The organism is Herbaspirillum aquaticum (assembly GCF_002213425.1).
Taxonomy (GTDB): Bacteria; Pseudomonadota; Gammaproteobacteria; order Burkholderiales; family Burkholderiaceae_D; genus Herbaspirillum; species Herbaspirillum aquaticum.
Genome location: NZ_NJGV01000014.1, coordinates 40,375 through 58,702, shown reverse-complemented (window position 1 = coordinate 58,702; position 18,328 = coordinate 40,375). Strand labels below are relative to the sequence as shown.

The following is an 18,328-nucleotide window of genomic DNA, read 5'->3' as shown; positions in this document are numbered from 1 at the left end:
TACACTCGCAGCCTGCGATGCAGCATCGGCTTGCATCGCTCGGATTCACGAGGCCGGCTGGCGCGCTGCCAGGCCGGTGAAGTTTGGGAGTAGCATGATTTTCGTCAAATGGTTTGGCTGGTCGGTCCTCTGGCTGCTGCCGCTGCTGCTGCGCACGGTAGCGCGCGCGCTCGGCCGCAAGTCCATCTTCGGCGGGCGCGGCGCCATTCGCCTGTGGTGCGGCAGCCTGCTGCTGCTGGCTGCCAGCAGCGCGGTCGAGTCGCTGGTACGTTCGCAACTGGTCACGGGCGAAGAGGGGCCGGGCAGCGCCCTGTTCGGTGCCGCCCTGATGGATGCCGTGGGCGGCAAGATCAGCCGTGGCATTGCCGCCATCCTGATGCTGGGTTTGCTGGCACTGGGCCTGAAATGGCTGCTGGGCGCCATGTTTGGCCGAGGCGCACCGGCTGGCCGCGATGAGCATCCCGAACTAGACCTGGGCCCGCCGCGCCGCGGCAGCGCCGAAAGTGAACGATTGCGCATGAACAGCCTGCACGGCAGTGCCGGACCTGCCCGCAGCAGTTTTCCTGCCAGCACCGAACGCCGTAGCTCGATGCCGCGCGCGCCTTCCCCTGGTTCCGCATCGGCCAAGCGCATGCCGCCGGCGTCGCCCTTCGCACCGCGTCCGCGGCCGGCGCGCCTGACACCGGCCCCGGCGCCGGAACGCCCGGCAGACAATGCGCCGCGTGACGACTGGAAAGTGCCGCTGTCGGCCCTCACCGGTGGCAGCCGCAACAGCCAGGCCGCACCTGCCGGCAGCACGCAGGGCGGCAAGTGGCCTGCCATCAATCCGCGCCAGACCGACCCGGCAGCCAAGCCGCGTCCGGAATCCGAATGGGCTGCCTTTGAAAGCCTGCGTCCGACCGAAGCCATGCTGGCCCGTGCCGCCGCCAGCCGAGCCATTTCGGCGGCCAGTGCGGCAGCTGATGCCAGCCTGTCGCGCGCGGCCACGCCGTCGCCGCCGATTCGGCCGATCCCGCCTTCCATTGCCCGCGGTAATCCGGCACCGGCCCAGCCTACCCGCAGCATCCGCATCAGCAGCGTGGGCCGTACCCCGGAACCGGGGAGCGCGCCCGGCAAACCGGCCGAGCGTGCCGATGTCGTACCGACGCGCCTGATGCGTTCCCTGCAGCAGGCCGACGGCGAGCAGGAAGCGCCACCGGCCGCACCCTTGCCGCCGCAGGTGCAGCCTATCGTGCCGCTAAACTCGCAGGGACAGCCGTTGCCGCAATCCCTGGGGCCAGTGCCCGCGCCCATCCCCTTGCCGCCAGCGGCCGTCGCCCCTGTGGTGCCGCCCTTCACCGCACCGATGGCCCCGATGGCCGCTCCCGAGCCGGCAACACCGCTGCCCGAGCCGCAACCGGAACCGATCGACCTCGGCACCTTCAATGCGCCCTGGTTCGACATGCTGCCGGACCCCGTGCCTGAAGCGCCGCCGCTCCAGCCCCCTGCGGCCTTCACCGTCCGCATGCCCGACGCCGTTCCGGGCTACGTACAGCCGGCGGCCATGGCCCCCGAGGGCTACGTTGACGAGCCGCGCGTGGACATCCCCCTGCCGTCATTGGATCTGCTCGATGAAGTCCCCGAATCCCGCATCGAGGTCGACCCCGAGCAACTGCAGGAAACCGGCCGCCTGATCGAACAGCGGCTGCGCGAATTCAAGGTGCCGGTGACGGTGCTCGGTGCCGAGGCCGGTCCGGTGATCACCCGTTTCGAAGTGGAGCCGGCACAAGGCGTGCGTGGCGCGCAGGTGGTGAACCTGGTGAAGGATCTTTCACGTGCCCTGGGCCTGACCTCCATCCGCGTGGTCGAGACCATTCCCGGCAAGACCTGCATGGGCCTGGAGCTGCCCAATGCGCGCCGGCAGATGATCAAGCTCTCCGAGATCGTGCATTCTCAGGCGTATCGCAAATCCGCTTCGCACCTGACCATTGCCATGGGCAAGGACATCACCGGCACGCCCGTGGTGACCGACCTGGCGCGCGCCCCGCACATGCTGGTGGCCGGTACCACCGGGTCGGGCAAGTCGGTGGCCATCAATGCCATGATCCTCTCGCTGCTCTACAAGGCGACCCCCGAGGAAGTGCGCCTGATCATGATCGACCCCAAGATGCTGGAGCTGTCGATCTATGAAGGCATTCCGCACCTGCTGGCACCGGTGGTGACCGACATGCGCGAAGCAGCCCATGCGCTGAACTGGGCGGTGGAAGAAATGGAGCGCCGCTACAAGAAGATGTCCAAGCTGGGCGTGCGCAACCTGGCCGGCTACAACCAGAAGCTCGACGATGCCGCCGCCCGTGGCGAGAAGATCCCCAATCCCTTCAGCTTGACGCCGGACGCGCCCGAGCCGCTGGAAAAATTGCCGACGATTGTCATCGTCATCGACGAACTGGCCGACCTCATGATGGTGGTCGGCAAGAAGGTGGAAGAACTGATTGCGCGCCTGGCCCAGAAGGCGCGCGCGGCCGGCATCCACCTGATCCTGGCCACGCAGCGGCCCTCGGTGGACGTGATCACCGGCCTCATCAAGGCCAACATCCCGACCCGCGTGGCCTTCCAGGTGTCTTCCAAGATCGACTCGCGCACCGTGCTGGACCAGATGGGGGCCGAATCGCTGCTGGGCCATGGCGACATGCTGTTCCTGCCGCCGGGCTCGGGTTATCCGCAGCGGGTGCATGGTGCCTTCGTCTCTGATGAAGAAGTGCATCGCGTGGTGGAATACCTGAAGTCCTTCGGCGAACCGCGCTACATCGAAGAAATCCTGGCCCCGCCGATCTCCGAAGACACGACCCAGGCCGACATGTTCGCCGGCGGCGAGGGGGGCGATGCCGAATCCGATCCGCTCTACGACGAAGCGGTGGCCTTCGTGCTCAAGACGCGCCGCGCTTCCATCTCCTCGGTGCAGCGGCAATTGCGCATCGGCTACAACCGCGCCGCGCGGCTGGTGGAGCAGATGGAAACGGCGGGCGTGCTTTCGGCCATGTCGCGCAATGGCAGCCGCGATATTTTGGTGCCGCCCTCGGGGGGTGGCGGCGAAGAATGAACAGCACAGCCCCAAAAGAAAATCGGCGGACCCTTGCAGGTCCGCCGATTTTTTTTGATCACGCAGGGCGATCATTGCAGCAGGTCATGCGACCTGCGCGGCATCAGACATCCAGCTGCGTCACCAGCTTGGTGTTGATGTAAGCCTCGATGGCCTCGGTACCGCCTTCGGAACCGTAGCCGCTGTCCTTGATGCCGCCGAAAGGCAGTTCCGGCAGCGCCAGGCCCAGGTGGTTGATGGTCAGCATGCCGCTTTCCACGCGCGCGGCCAGGGCGTGCTTGGTCTTGGCCGACTTGGCAAAGGCATAGGCGGCCAGGCCGAAGGGCAGGCGGTTGGCTTCGGTGATCACCTCATCCAGGGTCTCGAAGGAATTGATGATGGCCAGAGGACCGAAGGGCTCCTCGTTCATCACGCGGGCGTCCAGCGGCACATTGGTCAGCACGGTCGGCTGGAAGAAGTAACCCTTGTTACCAATGCGCTTGCCACCAGTGCGCAGCTGCGCGCCTTGCGAGACGGCATCGTCGATCAAGGCTTCCAGCGCCGGGATGCGGCGCTTGTTGGCCACCGGGCCCATGCCCACGCCAGCCTCCAGGCCATTGCCCACCTTCAGCTGTTCGGCATAGGTGACGAACTTGTCGACGAAGGCATTGAAGACACCCTTCTGCACCAGGAAGCGGGTCGGCGAGACGCACACCTGGCCGGCATTGCGGAACTTGGAGGTGGCCAGGGTCTTGGCGGCCAGTTCCACATCCACGTCATCGAACACCATGGCCGGAGCGTGGCCGCCCAGTTCCATGGTGGCACGCTTCATGTGCTGGCCGGCCAGGGCCGCGAGCTGCTTGCCCACCGGGGTGGAGCCGGTGAAGGAAATCTTCTTGATCACCGGATGCGGGATCAGGTATTCCGAGATCTCGGCCGGCACGCCGTAGACCAGGTTGATGACACCGGCCGGCACGCCCGCATCGGCGTAGGCGCGGATCAGTTCAGCCGGGGAGGCCGGGGTTTCTTCCGGCGCCTTGACGATGATGGAGCAGCCTGCGGCCAGGGCCGCCGAGAGCTTGCGCACCACCTGGTTGATCGGGAAATTCCAGGGCGTGAAGGCGGCCACCGGACCGACCGGCTCCTTGATCACCATCTGGTAGGCACCCGGCACGCGGGCCGGTACCAGGCGGCCGTAGGTGCGGCGGGCTTCTTCGGCGAACCAGTCGATGGTGTCGGCGGCACCCAGGGTTTCCATTTTGGATTCGCCCAGCGGCTTGCCTTGTTCCATGGTCATCAGGCGCGCGATATCGTCGGCGCGTTCACGCAGCAGGTCAGCCGCGCGGCGCATGATCTTGGAACGCTCGAAGGCGGACATGTTGCGCCAGGTCTCGAAACCCTTTTTGGCGGCTTCCAGGGCGCGATCCAGGTCGCTGCGGTCGGCGTGGGCGATCTTGCCGATCACTTCTTCGGTCGCCGGATTGACGACATCGATGGTGCGGCCGGAGGCGCTGGCGGTCCATTCGCCGTTGATGAAAAGCTGTACGTCCTTATACATGGGCAATCCTCGTTCGTCAGGTTGGGGAAGGGCCGGCGCCGCCCGGACGCGTCGCGCAATGAGGTTGCGCAAACGCAGGGCAGGCGCTATGGCCTGGGGAGAATTCAGACAGACCGGCTCGCGCCGGCCTGGTTCATGCGCAGTGCGAAATCCAGGCTTTTTTGCAAGCCGTGGCTACTTGCGCGAAGATTCACTTTATACCATGTGCGGCGCTTTCCCGTCGCCCGTCCGGAACGCTGACAGTGGCTTCCTACAAGGCTGGAAGCGCTTGCGGGCCGCAGGAACAATCGTTCATGCGTGTCGGTCACACTGCCACAACAAGATGCCAAGCCGAGGACCCCATGAGCAGCTCTTACGACCCTTCCCCATCGTCTCGCCAGACTGCTGCGACCACCCGTGATCCCGCCGAGCGTGCCGCTCCCTCCACGGGGGGCCTGGTTGCCGGTGCGCTGCTCAGTGCGGGAGTGGGTCTGTGGCTGGGAAGAAAGCGCCGCCAGAAACGCGCGGCAGCGCCGCGCGCACGGCCTGCGGTGGCCGCTCATGACAGCCACGCCGGGCATGGCGGGCGTGAAGCGGTGCCGCCCGGGCTCGAGCGCGCCCTGCGCGTGGTCACGCTGGCCATGCCGCTCATTGCCGCCTGGCGCAAGGGTTCCGAGCGGGCCAAGGCGGCCGCCGAGAAAGCCCGCAACGACGTTGTGCCACCGGCGGACGCGCCCGCGCGCATCGACATCGTCAAGGCCAAGCTGGAACCGGCACCGTCGGATTACCTGGACCCGGCCGCCGAGGTCAAGATGCTCAAGGGCGGTACCCGCGCCCAGCAGGCCTGGCAGATGACGGTGGCGGCCATCAATGCCTGGATTGATGACTTCGCGCCCAGCATGGGCGCGGCCATCGCCTACTACACCATCTTCTCGATTGCGCCCATGCTGGTGATCGCCATTGCGGTGGCCGGCATGCTCTTCGGCCACGACGCGGCACAGGGCGAGATCGTCAACCAGATCCGCGACATCGTCGGTACCGAAGGCGCCTTCGCCATCCAGGGTTTGCTGAAATCGGTGAGCCAGCCGCGCGAGGGCTTGATTGCCGCAGCCATTTCCGTGGTGACGCTGGTCATCGGTGCCACCGCCGTGTTCTCCGAACTGCAGAGCGCGCTGGACCGCATCTGGCGCATTCCCGCCGTCAAGCGCAAGAGCGGCGTATGGCAACTGGCGCGCACGCGGCTGCTGTCCTTCGGGCTCATCATCGGCCTGGGTTTCCTGCTGATCATCTCGCTGGTGGTCAGTGCGGCGCTGGCCGCCCTTGGGCGCTGGTGGGGCGGCTGGTTCGAGGGCTGGCAACTGCTGCTGCAGATGCTCAACTTCGTGCTCTCCTTCGTGGTGTTTTCCACGCTCTTCTCGATGATCTACAAGTTCATGCCGCGCGTGACGCTGTCCTGGCATGACGTCTGGATCGGTGCGGTCGCCACCACGGTGCTCTTCATCATCGGCAAGTACCTCATCGGCCTCTACCTGGGCAGCACCGGCATGACCTCGGGCTTCGGTGCGGCCGGCTCGTTTGCGCTGCTGCTGCTGTGGATTTACTACTCGGCGCAGATCTTCCTGCTGGGCGCGGAGTTCACCTGGATCTACGCCAACAACTTCGGCTCACGCGCAAAACGCCAGCGGCTGGTCAATACGGTGCAGGACCATCATGTGAGCATCCAGCAGGCTCAGCAGGTGGTACGTGCCGGAGACAGCGCGCGCTGAACCGGCAGCATGGCCGCGCATTCTTCCGCGGCCCACTGGCGCAGGGTGTCGCCAAAGCCGCCGCGCGCCTTGCTCGCGCTGCGGGTGCTGGTGACCACGCGCACGCGGGCACTCCAGGCGATGTGCGCGCCGATGGCCTGCAGGGCTTGCACCAGCCCTACATCCTCGTGGCAGGCCAGCGGCGGAAATCCTCCCGCACGCGCATACGCTTGCGCGCACACCCCGAAATTGGCGCCGTGGATATGGCGATGGCCGTCGCGGTCGTGATAGTCGCGCGCGAAGCGCTGCTGCACTTCCAAAGGATGATCGCGCCAGCTGTCAGGCGTGACGGTGCCGCAGACGGCATCGGCCTGCAGCTGCAGTTGCGACGCCAGCCAGTCGGGCGCCACCAGCGTATCGGCATCGGTAAAGGCCAGCCAGCGCGCGCCCTCGGCGATGAGCGCCTGGGCGCCGTGATGACGGGCCAGCCCGACATTGCGCACCTGCAATGGCAGCACCGTCACAGGATGGCCCCGGGCAATTCTCTCGGAGGCATCGCTGCAACTGTCGAGCACCACTGCAATGCGTACCGCTTCCCCCTGCAGCAGAGGATGCGACGCCGCCTCCCGGGCCGCGCGCAGGCAAGCGTGCAGGGTGGCTTCTTCGTCGTGGGCGGGGATGACGATGCCGATCATGCTCTCTCCTCGAGGGTGATGGTGTGAAGCGGATCAGATCTTGCGCCAGAGATCGATGAGGATGTCCTCGTCTTCATAACAGGCCTGGCGCTTCAGGCGCGCGTGTGCATCGATGAGCTGGTGCATGGGACGCGTGGCCAGCAGCCGGTCATCGAAATCCTTCTTCCAGTGGCAGGCCAGCAGGTGGCCGGCGGGTGCCAGCGCGGTGGTGGCCAGGGCCACCATCTCGGCCACGTTGGGCGCATCGAAGTAGTAGCAGAGCTCCGAGAAGAGGATCAGGTCGACCTGCGGCATGTCGTGTCCACCGGCGGGCCATTGTTCGGGCAGCGACTGCCTGCGCACTTGTACGTGCGGCAGGTGGGCCGTCTTCTCGCGCGTGATGCGCACGGCCTCCGCGCAGAAATCGGAGGCCATCAGCCACTGGCAGCGCTGTGCCAGTTGCAGGGTCAGTTCACCGCTGCCACATCCGGGCTCGAAGATCGCGGTGCAGTGCTGGTGGGGCAGGATCGCCTCGACCAGGGCGCGCTTGCGTTGTTCATACCAGCTGTCCCGGGTCTTCCAGGGATCCTCGCTGCCGGCATAAAGCCGGTCGAAATGGCGGGTGTTTCTCAGTTGCGCTGCCTTCATAGGAAGAACACTTCGTAAGGTCGCACGAAATGCGCCAGCACACCGGCCGGCAGTACCGGATCACGCTCACCGTCCCGACCGATCTGGCTGTGGTAGCAGCGCAGGGCGCGTCGCTTCATCATGCCGGTCTCGGCGTCGAAGGCCAGCTTGCGCGCGCGGCCCCAGGGGAATTCCCCGCCCAGCGGCTGCGCCCAGTGCCAGCCCCAGATCGGCACTTCCACCAGCTTGCAGCCCAGTTCATGCTCAAGTTCGGCAGCCACTTCGCCCACGGTTTCATGGTCGGGATGGCCGTCCAGGCGCCAGGGGGCGAAGACGATGTCGGTATGGCGCAATTGCGCGATCAGCCAGGCCTTCAGTTCCAGGCGGTGCTGGCGGATCTGGCCGTCGGGAATGCGTGCCCGCAGGATCTGCGCCTGGCCTGCACCCAGGCATTCGAGGGCGGCCATGCTCTCGGCAGGGCGCAACAGCGGCAGGCGTGAGGCCAGTGCAGAGGACTCCGGGTGGCTGCGCTCGCCATCGCTGACGGCGACCACGGCGATCTCCCGCATCATCCCGGCGAGCTGGGCGATCAGTCCGCCGCAGCCCAGGGTCTCGTCATCCGGATGCGGAGCCAGGATGACGGCACGCGAGCGCGCCGGTACCAGGTGGCACAGCTCCAGTTCGGGCAGGGCGTGCAGGCGCTGGCAGGATTGCCATACCTCTTCGGCCGTGCCGTGCGTGATATCGATATGGCGGGCATGGACCGCCGCATTGGCGGGCGGCGTGGGGTTCACAATGAGCATGGGGACGACTCCTCTTCAAGACTGGCCTGGGCCAGTGCCGCCAGGTCGCGTTCGGCGTGGCTCTGGCGCAGCCACACCGGCAGGTCGGCCAGCAGGCGCGCACTGCGCCGGCTGCCGCAATAGGGATGCGGACCGAGCGCTGCGCCCAGGTCCTCGATGATTTGCAGGCAGGCGCGTTCCACGATGAGACGGGTGCGCAGCGCTTCCTGCATGAGCTTGGCCCCCGGGTGGGAATCGATGCGTGCGGCACTTTCGCGCAGGCAGGCCGCTGCTGAATGTTGCAGGCACAGGGCGTTGCCCAGTCGGGCCAGCGCATGGCTGTCAGCCCGCTGCGCCAGGCCTTCGCGCATTACGGATACCAACGCGTCAGCAGCGCCGTACCAGCAGGCGGCAATGCCGATGCCGCCCTGCCAGAAACCGGGACGTTCCAGGTAAAAGCCGGGACCGCCGATCACTTGCGCGGTGACACCGTGCAGTTGCAGGCGCGCAGTGCGGGTGGCGGCCATGCCGACCGCGGCCCAGTCGTCCTCGATGAAGGTCACGCCCGGCTGGCCCAGCTCGATGGCGAGCAGCCAGTATTGGTCTTGCTCGTCGCGATGGCCAAGCAGGGCATGGGTAAGGGCGGCGGCGCCCGAGCACCAGGATTTTTCACCATCGAGAAGGATGCGATCCCCTTGCTCGCGCATGCGCAGGCTGCCCGGCCTACCCTGTGCGCACCAGACGCCCCAGATGGAATGCGGTGGCACCGCCACATTGGCTTCGGCCAGGATGGCGAGCGCATCGGTATGCGCTTCGTAGAGTTTGGCCAGCGACAGGTCCTGCGCGGCCACCGCCGCCAGCGCCTGCCAGCGCGACAGCGTCTCGCCATGGCCCGGCAAGGGCAGGCGGTCCAGTCCCGCCACTACCAGCTGGCGCAGCAGGCGCGCGGCGACGACGGACAGTTGTGCATGCGGGGCTTCCTGCAGCGCAGGCCCGATGAATTCTTCCAGCGCTGCAGGCAGCGAGGGGCAGGGTGGGGCGTAGCGGCGGGCGGTGCTGCTCATCATGATGGGAAGCCGGTAACCAGGGCGAAGAGGGACGCGCAGGCTGCGCAATGATGGGAAGTATGCGCGCCTTCACGCCTGCAAGATGTCGGCGTGCTGCTGTGTTCGCCGTAGGATTTCATTAAGCCTTGTGCTCGGTCATTACGGCCGCGCTGCGGCTGCCTTGCGATGCTGTAGGAGTCCGGCGCGCAGTAAATCCGTGTGGCGCCTACAGCCAAATGCATGCGCCTCTTCCATGATTGCAGGCTGGACGCAATGAGTTTCTTGCGCCGCGCCAAAGGGCGACCACGTGACCATGCAGGGCGCCCCTCCCCACGAATGCATCACGCTCGGAGAAGCGACATGAAAACCAAGGACATCCCCGAAGAAGGCCATTTCGACGAATACAACAATGCGGCCGGCGGCTGGGGCTCGGTCAAGGCACTGGGCGCCATCCTGCAGCAGGAGCACGTCATCGCCACCGGAACGCGCATCCTCATGAAGCAGAACAAGCCCGACGGTTTTGCCTGCGTCAGCTGTTCCTGGGCCAAACCGGCCGACCCCCACCTGTTCGAATTCTGCGAGAACGGCGCCAAGGCCACCGCCTGGGAAATCACCGCCAAGCGCGCCACACCGGAATTGTTCGCGCAGCACACCGTCACCGAGATGGAAAGCTGGAACGACCTCGAACTCGAATCCACCGGACGCATCACGGAACCGTTGAAATACGATGCCGCCAGCGACCGCTACCTGCCGGTCTCCTGGAGCGAAGCCTTTGATGACATCGCGGCACAGTTGCGTGCCATGGATCCGAAGAAGGTCGTCTTCTATGCTTCCGGCCGGGCGTCGTTGGAAACCTCGTACATGTATCAGCTGATGGCCCGCATGTACGGCACCAACAACCTGCCCGACAGTTCCAACATGTGCCACGAATCCACTTCGGTGGCCCTGCTCGAGACCATTGGGGTACCGGTGGGGACGGTCAGGCTGGAAGACTTCGAACAGACCGATTGCATCCTCTTCTTCGGCCACAATACCGGTACCAATGCACCGCGCATGCTGCATCCGCTGGAAGATGCCCGCAAGCGCGGGGTGCCGGTGATCACCTTCAATCCCTTGCGCGAGCGCGGCCTGGAACGCTTCGTCAACCCGCAGTCGCCCAAGGAGATGATCACCCCGGCGCATACCGACATCAGTTCGCAATATGTGCAGATCAAGATCGGCGGCGACACGGCAGCCGCCATCGGCATGGCCAAGCGCATCCTGGAGCGCGACGACCGCGCTCGTGCCGAAGGCTTGCCGCGCCTGCTGGACCAGGCCTTCATTGATGAACACACGAGCGGTTTCGAGGAGTTCGCGGCCGCTGCGCGCGCTGCAGAGTGGGCCGAGATCGAGCATCACGCCGGCGTGCCGCGCAGCGAGCTGGAACTGGCAGCCGACACTTATGCCGGCGCCAGCCGCGCCATGCTCATGTATGGCATGGGCATCACCCAGCACCGTGAAGCGGTGCGTGCCATCCACATGCTGACCAACCTGCTGCTCATGCGCGGCAATATCGGCAAGCCCGGCGCCGGTATCTGTCCCATCCGTGGCCATTCCAACGTGCAGGGCCAGCGCACGGTGGGCATCACCGAAAAACCGGAGATGGTGCCCAACGACAAGCTGCGTGCGCTCTATCATTTCGAACCGCCGATGGAGAAGGGGCTCAATACGGTGGAGGCCTGCGAGAAGATCCGCGATGGTGAGCTCTCTGCCTTCTTCATGCTGGGCGGCAATTTCGTGCGGGCCATTCCGGATCATGGCGTCATCGAGCCGGCCTGGCGCGAACTGCCGCTGACGGTGCAGGTGGTCACGCACTTCAATCGTTCCTGCGTGATCCATGGCAAGACCTCTTATGTGCTGCCTTGCCTGGGCCGCATCGAGATCGACCGCCAGCGCGGCGGCGAGCAGGCGGTATCGGTGGAGGACAGCACCGGCTGCATGCATGGCTCGCGCGGCCGCGTCAACCCGGCCTCGCCGCACCTGATGTCGGAGCCGGCGATCGTGGCCGAACTGGCCAAGCGCCTGCTGCCTTTGAACCCGCACGTGGACTGGGATGCCTGGGTCGGTGACTATGCGCTCATCCGCGACGCCATCGAAGCGACCTATCCCGACATCTTCCGCGACTTCAATGCGCGCATGTGGACCCCGGGCGGGTTCGCGCGCCCGCTGGCGGCGCGCGAGCGGCAATGGAAGACCCCCAACGGCCGTGCCAACTTCAAGACGCCGGACGGATTCGATCCCGATCCTGACATGCCCGGCGATGCACCGGGCGTATTGCGCCTGATGACCACGCGCGGTGACAGTCAATTCAACACGACCGTCTATTCGCTGGATGACCGCTTCCGTGGCGTGTGGGGGACGCGCCGCGTGCTGCTGATGAACCTGCGGGACTTGCAGCAGCAAGGATTGGGCGCGGGTGATTTCGTCACTGCCGAGACCGTGTCGGACGATGGTGTAGAGCGCCGCGTGGAACATCTGCGCGTGGAGCCCTTCGATATTCCGGTGGGCTGCGTGATGGGCTATTTCCCTGAGCTCAACCGGCTCATCCCGCTGTTCCACCATGCACGCGGCAGCAAGGTGCCGGCGGCGAAGTCGATTCCGATCCGGTTGATTCCTGAGATTGGGGAGCCGGTGTTGTCCTGATTCGTTGTGCGCGCGTGTTCATCGAACTATCTCGGAAATTGATGGAAACAGAACGCGTCGACTTGCGCTGTGATCATGAGCTTGGCAAGCTCCGGCATTCTTGAGGAGCCTGCCATGCATCAGCCATCACGTTATCTTACGTACGTACCCAATGAGGTCGTCTGTTTGATGATCCATCACCAATGGACCGCCATACGCAGCTGGCGCGAACACCTGGATCTGACCCAGCAAGAAGTCGCTGCGCGCATTGGTATCTCGCAGTCTGCCTATGCGCAGCAGGAAAGCAGCAAACGCTTGCGTCCAATGTCCCTCGAAAGAATTGCCGCGGCGCTTGGCCTGAGCGTCGAACAGCTCGATTTCTGACGCAACCCACCACACGAAAAAAAGGCCCCGCCAAAGCGGGGCCAAGAGGGAACTGAGGAAACCTCAGGGTTACAACACAAAAACACATTGCGTACTGCTGTTCATTGCCCAGTGCCTGATAAACGATTTATATCGTTTATAAGTCATCGGCAATCGATCAACGGGGAATGCACCGATCAATACTTCCACATGATCTTCTGCAGTTCCTTGGGATCATTGGTACGGGTCAAGGCCAGCTCGGCCAGGATGCGCGCCTTCTGGGCGTTCTGGTCATCGGTCACCACCCAGTCGTACTTGTCGTCAGGCTGCTCGCCATTGCGGATCACCACGCCGCTGCCGGTGCGCGAGGCGCGGATCACCTGCACGCCCTTGCTGCGTACTTCCTGCAGTACCGGCACGATCTGCTCGGCCACGCTGCCATTGCCGGTGCCGTCATGGATGATGGCCTTGGCGCCCGCTGCCACGAAGGCGTCATACGCGGTGCGGCTGACGTTGCCGTAGTTGTAGACGATGTCCACGCGCGGCAGGCTGCTGATCTTGTCGATGTCGAATTCGGTCTGCGTGGTATGCGGACGTGCCGGCAGGCGATAGAAGCTCAGCTTGTTCTCCACCACATAGCCCAGCGGGCCATAGGGCGAACGGAAGGTTTCGACCTTGAAGGTGTTGCTCTTGGTGACGTCACGGCCGGAATGGATTTCGTCGTTCATCACCACCAGCGTGCCCTTGCCGGCCGCTTCCTTGCTGCCGGCCACCAGCACCGCGTCATACAGGTTCAGTGCGCCGTCGGCACCCAGCGCAGTGCCGGGACGCATGGAGCCCACCACCACCACCGGCTTCTCGCTCTTCAACACCAGGTTCAGGAAATAGGCCGTCTCTTCGATGGTGTCGGTGCCGTGGGTGATGACGATGCCATCCACGTCGCCTTGCTTCAACAGCTCCGAGACGCGCTTGCCCAGCTTGATCAGGCGCTCGTCATTGAAGCTCTCGCTGCCGATCTGGAAGATCTGTTCGCCGCGCACGTTGGCGATCTTGGAAATCTCGGGGACAGCGGCGATGATCTTGTCCACCGGCACCACGGCCGATTGATAGGCGGCGGTATTGACGCTGGAGGCGCCGGCGCCGGCGATGGTGCCGCCGGTGCCGATGACGACGACATTGGGCTTCTTGTCCTGGGCGTGCGCCGCGAAGGCGCAGGCCAGGGAGAGGATCATGATCGAACCGATTTTCTTGAAGTGTGCCTGCTGCATTGTTATAAGTCTCCTGGTTGACACGGTGAGGCCGCGGGCGATCGCGCAATTTTTCTCAGTCTCTGTGCGGGCGGATCGTGCGGGCGGGTTCGCGCATGGGGCGTCGAACGTTGGCGATCATACGAAAGCGGCGCGGCGATGTCTCATGCTTTTAAAACATGAACGAATGCATGGCATGCATGAGGAGAGCCGCTCCCCGTGGGCCTTGCAGGAGAGTGCCAAAAAACGCAGGTGAAAAAAAAGACCGCTCGCGCGGTCCTTGGCAGATGAAAGCCGACGGGTCAGCTAAAAGAATTCCACCGTATCGTTGGTCGTGATGTCCGAGCGCAGCACGCCCGAATTGACCAGTTCCTGGTAATAGCAGATGCGGTTGCGGCCGCTCTTCTTGGCGTGATACAGCGCCTGGTCCGCGTGCCCCAGGATCACCACCGGCGTCTCGCGCGCGATGTTGACGAAGCCCAGGCTTACCGTCACCTTGCCGACCTGCGGGAAATCGTATTCCTGCACGTTCTGGCGGAAGCGATCGAAGATCTTGCGCGCATCGGTGAGCGTGGTCGAGCGTAGCAGGATCACGAATTCCTCTCCGCCAAAACGGAAGATGCGGTCATGCGCACGGAACGAAGCGCGCAGGATGTTGGCCACCAGGATCAGCACTTCATCGCCATAGAGGTGGCCGTAGCGGTCGTTGACCTGCTTGAAGTGATCGATGTCGACCACGCCCAGCCAGTGGCCCTTGGGTTCGTCATTGCTCTCGTGACGACGCTCGTCATGGTCCAGCGAATGCGCTTCATGCGGAGCGATGGCGAAGGCATAGCGGGTGAACTGCTCATCGAAGGTCTTGCGGTTGAACAGGCCCGTGAGCGCATCGCGCTCGCTGTAGTCCAGCAGGCTCTGGTAGTTGCAGTAGACGTGGAAGATGCCGTGGATCACATCCAGCATGGTCGGCGCAAAGGGCTTCTGGCTGCGGATCTCCAGGCAGGAGTTCATCTTGCCGTGCAGCCAGACCGGCAGCCATAGCACATGCTCGCCGGCGGACGTGGTCTCGTGGAATTCGTTGAGGTGATTGCGGATACAGGCCTGCATGGCCGGATAGGCCGACAGCGGTTCCTTGGGATCATCGCTGGTCAGTTCAGCGATGGTGTGCACGGCGCCATCGCGGATGACCATCTTTTCCTGCACGAAGTATTCATCGCGCAGGGTGAAGATATCCAGCATGCGAATGGCCTGCACTTCGGTGAGCTGGTACAGCGCGGAGATGACCGAGATGGCCAGGCGGGAATGCTCCCGGTGGGCCGTGATTTCTACCAGATGCTTGAGCAGCGGTTGTTTCATCTCGTCGTCGATGTCCTGCATGAGCCCATTGTTCTATGTATGGTCGGTACTCGGCTGTGCTTGCCCGGCATCCTCCGCACCGGGCAGGCCTGCATGCCACCAGCAAGTACCGGGCCAGTGGCCGGCACGCAGTTGCAGCAAGGCGCGTCGCAGCGGAACGGAGACAATCCCGATGCAAGTTTCACACCATCAAGCTAGCACGGAAGCCCAGCGATTTTACAGGGGGCAAGCATGGGAAAGAAGCGGTTTCTGCATTTCAATGCAGAAAATTTGCACTTTCATTTCCGCATGGAAACTTTAAGTCTGGCGTGACTTTCAATTACGTGCAGCTTGGTGAGTTTTTCTGCAAGTCGCTTCCACACAAACTCCCGCGCAGGCCCGCAAGGCAGGCTGGTCGTGGTCTGGAGGCCAGCAGGTCATTTTCTGCCAAGGACTCGCCTGCGTTCCCATGTACCGGAAATGGACGAGCCGTTTATGGAAAAAACTTACAAAAATCGCCGGTGCAGGACCGGCGATCATTTGTTTATATCATTTCGCACTGTGTTCGTGATTTCCGATTGTCAGTGCAGCATCGTGCGGCTCAAGCGTAGATGATCAGCAGGGCTACTGCGATGATCAGGCCGAACTTGGTGATCTTGTAGACGGTCTTGTTCCAGTTCTTGAAGCGGCGGCGATACTGGCCTGCCAGCCAGACGAAGCGGAACAGTTTGTTGACGCGCCCGGTCTGGTCGCCGGTCTCATTGGGTGAGGCAGCGGCGGTCATCATGGTGCGGCCGAGGAAACCATTGATGGCTTCTGCCCAACGATAGCGCAGCGGACGCTCGACGTCGCAGAAGAGGATGATACGGTTCGTCTCGGAGCCGTTCTGTGCCCAGTGGATGAAGGTCTCATCGAAGACCACGCTCTGGCCGTCGCGCCAGCTGTAGCGCTGGCCGTCCACTTCAATGAAGCAGCGGTCGTCGTTGGGCGTGACCAGGCCCAGGTGATAGCGCAACGAACCGGCGAAGGGGTCGCGGTGCGGATTGAGCGTGCCGCCCGGGGCCAGTTCGGCGAACATGGCGGCCTTCACGGAGGGGATGCGCTTGAGGATTTCCACGGTCTTGGGGCAGAACTTCTCTGCCGAAGGATGGCTGGCGTTGTACCACTTCAGGTAGAAACGCTTCCAGCCGGCCTTGAAGAAGGAGTTGAAACCGGCATCGTCATTCTTTTCGGCTGCCTTGATCTTGGCCATCTCGCGCAGGGCCACGGCTTCGTCGCGGATCACTTCCCAGTTCTGGTCGATGAGGGCCAGGTCGTCGAACTGCTTCACGGCCGGGTAGGGCACGGCCGGCACGCGCGAAAACGCGTACATGAACAGGTTGATCGGCGACATGATCGAGGAGTGGTCGAAGAACTGCCGCAGGAAGGGCAGGCGCACGCGTCCACGGAAATGGATGAACAGGATGGAAAACAGATAGATGAAGACAATTGCCCACTTCATTGCAGGGTCCTTTGATGGTGCCGGCCTTTTCAAATGAAAGAAAAGGCTGTGACGGATATCCGTCCATATGGGGTCAGGGCCGGGAAGATCAACGACAGCGGTCCGTCAATGGCGGGCCGGTATGCAGCAATATGAGCTCAAAGGAGTCATGATGCCGCAAGAAGAGCGATGATGAGCTGAAATCCCGGTGGCTGCGCAGGCGCGGCAAGATGCCGGCAACGCAAGGCAAGCGAGGATTCTACACCAAGGGGAGGCCGGTGTTTGTAAGGGCGCTGATTGCCACATGTGAAGATTTCTGCAACAAACGCATGCGCTGACCCAGATCAAGCGGGCAAAAAAAAGGACCGGGCAATCCGGTCCTTTGGCGGGCGTGAACAGGCCCTAGAACGCTCAAGCGGCCTGGGTCACCACCTGGCGTGCGCGGTTCCAGCGGGGCAGGCCCGTGAAGGCAAAATCGATTTCCGGCACGTGGCCGGAGACGATCTCGGCGATCGCGCGGCCGGATCCGCAGCCCATGGTCCATCCCAGGGTGCCATGACCGGTGTTCAAGTACAGGTTGGCGAACTTGGTCTTGCCCACGTAGGGGACGTTGGATGGGGTCAGCGGGCGCAGGCCGGTCCAGTAGGTCGGGTTGTCGTAGTCGCAGCCATCCGGGAACAGTTCACGGGTGCGGCGGGTGATGGCTTCGCAGCGGGTGGTGTTGAGTTCACGGGTGTAGCCGTTCAGTTCGCAGGTGCCAGCTACGCGCAGGCGGTCGCCCAGGCGCGAGACCACCAGCTTGTAACCGTCGTCGGTAAGCGAGACGGTGGGGGCGGCGTCCGGATTGGTGATCTGGTAGGTGGCCGAATAGCCCTTGCCTGGGTAGAGCAGCAGGTCGATGCCCAGCGGCTTGACCAGTTGCTGGGAGAAGCTGCCCATGGCGACCACGAAGGTGTCGGCCTTCAGGACTTCATGGCGGCCGTCCGGGTTGATCACTTCCACGCCGGTCACGCGGGCGGCAGCGCCGGCACCTTCGGTGATCAAGCGGGTGATGCTGGTGGAATAGCGGAATTCGACGCCGGCTTCTTCGCTCTTCTTGGCCAGGCCCGTGGTGAGCTTGAAGACGTCGCCCGATTCATCGGTGGCGGTGAAGTCGCCGCCGACGATCTTGTTGCGGATCGAGGCCAGGGCCGGTTCGATGCGCACCACTTCATCGGCGCCGATGGATTCGCGCGGGCAGCCCAGGTCGCGCATGAGCTTGGCGGCGGGCAGCGAGTCCTCGAATTCCTTTTCCTCGGTGTAGAAGTGCAGGATGCCGCGGGTCAGGTGGTCGTACTGGATGCCGGTTTCGGCACGCACGGCCTGCAAGGTCTGGCGGCTGTATTCGCACAGGGCGACGATGTTGCGGATGTTCTCGTCGGTGCGGGCGGCGGTGCACTCACGCAGGAAGGCCACGGCCCACTTCCATTGCAGCCATTCGGGACGGAAGCGATAGAGCAGCGGGGCGTCTTCCTTGCCCAGCCACTTCAGGACCTTCATCGGGGCGGCCGGATTGGCCCAGGGTTCTGCGTGCGAGACCGAGATCTGGCAGCCGTTGGCGAAGCTGGTTTCCTGCGCCGCGCCGGGCTGGCGGTCGATGACGGTGACGTCGTAGCCCTGCTTCTTCAGGAACCAGGCGGAAGCGGTTCCGATAATGCCTGCGCCCAATACGATCACTTTCATCTCACTCTCCCGGTTTTGCATGAACTTGCTGTGGTTGTTCGGACGTTCGCATGC

13 protein-coding genes are annotated in these 18,328 nt (G+C 63.9%); 4 read left to right on the top strand and 9 right to left on the bottom strand.

What is annotated here, in order from left to right:
* The first annotated feature begins 94 nt into the window (after positions 1 to 94).
* A complete protein-coding gene (locus CEJ45_RS15345; RefSeq protein WP_088755949.1) occupies positions 95 to 3,079 on the top strand; it encodes a DNA translocase FtsK in 2,985 nt (994 codons plus the stop codon).
* A gap of 103 nt (positions 3,080 to 3,182) precedes the next feature.
* Here the strand turns inward: CEJ45_RS15345 and CEJ45_RS15340 are convergent, their stop codons facing one another.
* Positions 3,183 to 4,616, bottom strand: coding sequence for an NAD-dependent succinate-semialdehyde dehydrogenase (locus CEJ45_RS15340; protein WP_088755948.1), 1,434 nt, complete (start codon positions 4,614 to 4,616; stop codon positions 3,183 to 3,185).
* A 341-nt stretch (positions 4,617 to 4,957) separates the two neighbouring features.
* Here CEJ45_RS15340 and CEJ45_RS15335 point away from each other — a divergent pair, with 341 nt between their 5' ends.
* Positions 4,958 to 6,361 carry a YihY/virulence factor BrkB family protein gene (locus CEJ45_RS15335; RefSeq protein ID WP_241517354.1) on the top strand — a complete coding sequence of 468 codons (1,404 nt, stop codon included), beginning with the start codon at positions 4,958 to 4,960 and terminating at the stop codon, positions 6,359 to 6,361.
* Here the strand turns inward: CEJ45_RS15335 and CEJ45_RS15330 are convergent.
* From CEJ45_RS15330 to CEJ45_RS15315, 4 genes are read right to left on the bottom strand one after another with little or no spacing between them, the layout of a single operon-like run.
* Positions 6,325 to 7,035 carry a glycosyltransferase family 2 protein gene (locus CEJ45_RS15330; protein ID WP_088755947.1) on the bottom strand — a complete coding sequence of 237 codons (711 nt, stop codon included), beginning with the start codon at positions 7,033 to 7,035 and terminating at the stop codon, positions 6,325 to 6,327. The two genes, CEJ45_RS15335 and CEJ45_RS15330, sit on opposite strands and share 37 nt — an antisense overlap.
* A 33-nt stretch (positions 7,036 to 7,068) precedes the next feature.
* Positions 7,069 to 7,662 carry an SAM-dependent methyltransferase gene (locus CEJ45_RS15325; protein WP_088755946.1) on the bottom strand — a complete coding sequence of 198 codons (594 nt, stop codon included), beginning with the start codon at positions 7,660 to 7,662 and terminating at the stop codon, positions 7,069 to 7,071.
* Entirely contained in the window at positions 7,659 to 8,444 is a 786-nt protein-coding gene (locus CEJ45_RS15320) for a PIG-L deacetylase family protein (protein ID WP_088755945.1), read from the bottom strand. Before CEJ45_RS15320 ends, CEJ45_RS15325 begins: the two co-directional genes overlap by 4 nt.
* A complete protein-coding gene (locus CEJ45_RS15315; protein WP_088755944.1) occupies positions 8,432 to 9,490 on the bottom strand; it encodes an acyl-CoA dehydrogenase family protein in 1,059 nt (352 codons plus the stop codon). The genes CEJ45_RS15320 and CEJ45_RS15315 overlap by 13 nt, the downstream gene beginning before the upstream one ends.
* A gap of 339 nt (positions 9,491 to 9,829) precedes the next feature.
* Between CEJ45_RS15315 and CEJ45_RS15310 the strand changes: the two genes are divergently transcribed.
* Positions 9,830 to 12,151 carry an FdhF/YdeP family oxidoreductase gene (locus tag CEJ45_RS15310; RefSeq protein WP_187697690.1) on the top strand — a complete coding sequence of 774 codons (2,322 nt, stop codon included), beginning with the start codon at positions 9,830 to 9,832 and terminating at the stop codon, positions 12,149 to 12,151.
* 75 nt (positions 12,152 to 12,226) lie between these two features.
* Positions 12,227 to 12,514, top strand: a complete 288-nt coding sequence (locus tag CEJ45_RS15305) for a helix-turn-helix domain-containing protein (protein ID WP_088755942.1) — start codon at positions 12,227 to 12,229, stop codon at positions 12,512 to 12,514.
* Positions 12,515 to 12,690: 176 nt separating this feature from the next.
* On the opposite strand, the gene CEJ45_RS15300 is transcribed toward CEJ45_RS15305, so the two are convergent.
* The 4 genes from CEJ45_RS15300 to CEJ45_RS15285 all read right to left on the bottom strand — a co-directional run bounded on the left by CEJ45_RS15300 (position 12,691) and on the right by CEJ45_RS15285 (position 18,274).
* Positions 12,691 to 13,761: an asparaginase gene (locus CEJ45_RS15300; RefSeq protein WP_088755941.1), complete on the bottom strand. Its 1,071-nt coding sequence runs from the start codon at positions 13,759 to 13,761 to the stop codon at positions 12,691 to 12,693.
* A gap of 285 nt (positions 13,762 to 14,046) precedes the next feature.
* Positions 14,047 to 15,114, bottom strand: coding sequence for a GGDEF domain-containing protein (locus CEJ45_RS15295; RefSeq protein ID WP_187697689.1), 1,068 nt, complete (start codon positions 15,112 to 15,114; stop codon positions 14,047 to 14,049).
* 559 nt (positions 15,115 to 15,673) lie between these two features.
* The gene (gene lpxO / locus CEJ45_RS15290; RefSeq protein WP_039785901.1) at positions 15,674 to 16,573 is read right to left on the bottom strand and encodes a lipid A hydroxylase LpxO; all 900 of its coding nucleotides are present in this window, start codon (positions 16,571 to 16,573) and stop codon (positions 15,674 to 15,676) included.
* A 390-nt stretch (positions 16,574 to 16,963) separates the two neighbouring features.
* On the bottom strand, positions 16,964 to 18,274 hold the full coding sequence (locus CEJ45_RS15285) for a D-amino acid dehydrogenase (RefSeq protein ID WP_088755940.1): 1,311 nt from the start codon (positions 18,272 to 18,274) through the stop codon (positions 16,964 to 16,966).
* Positions 18,275 to 18,328: the final 54 nt, after the last annotated feature.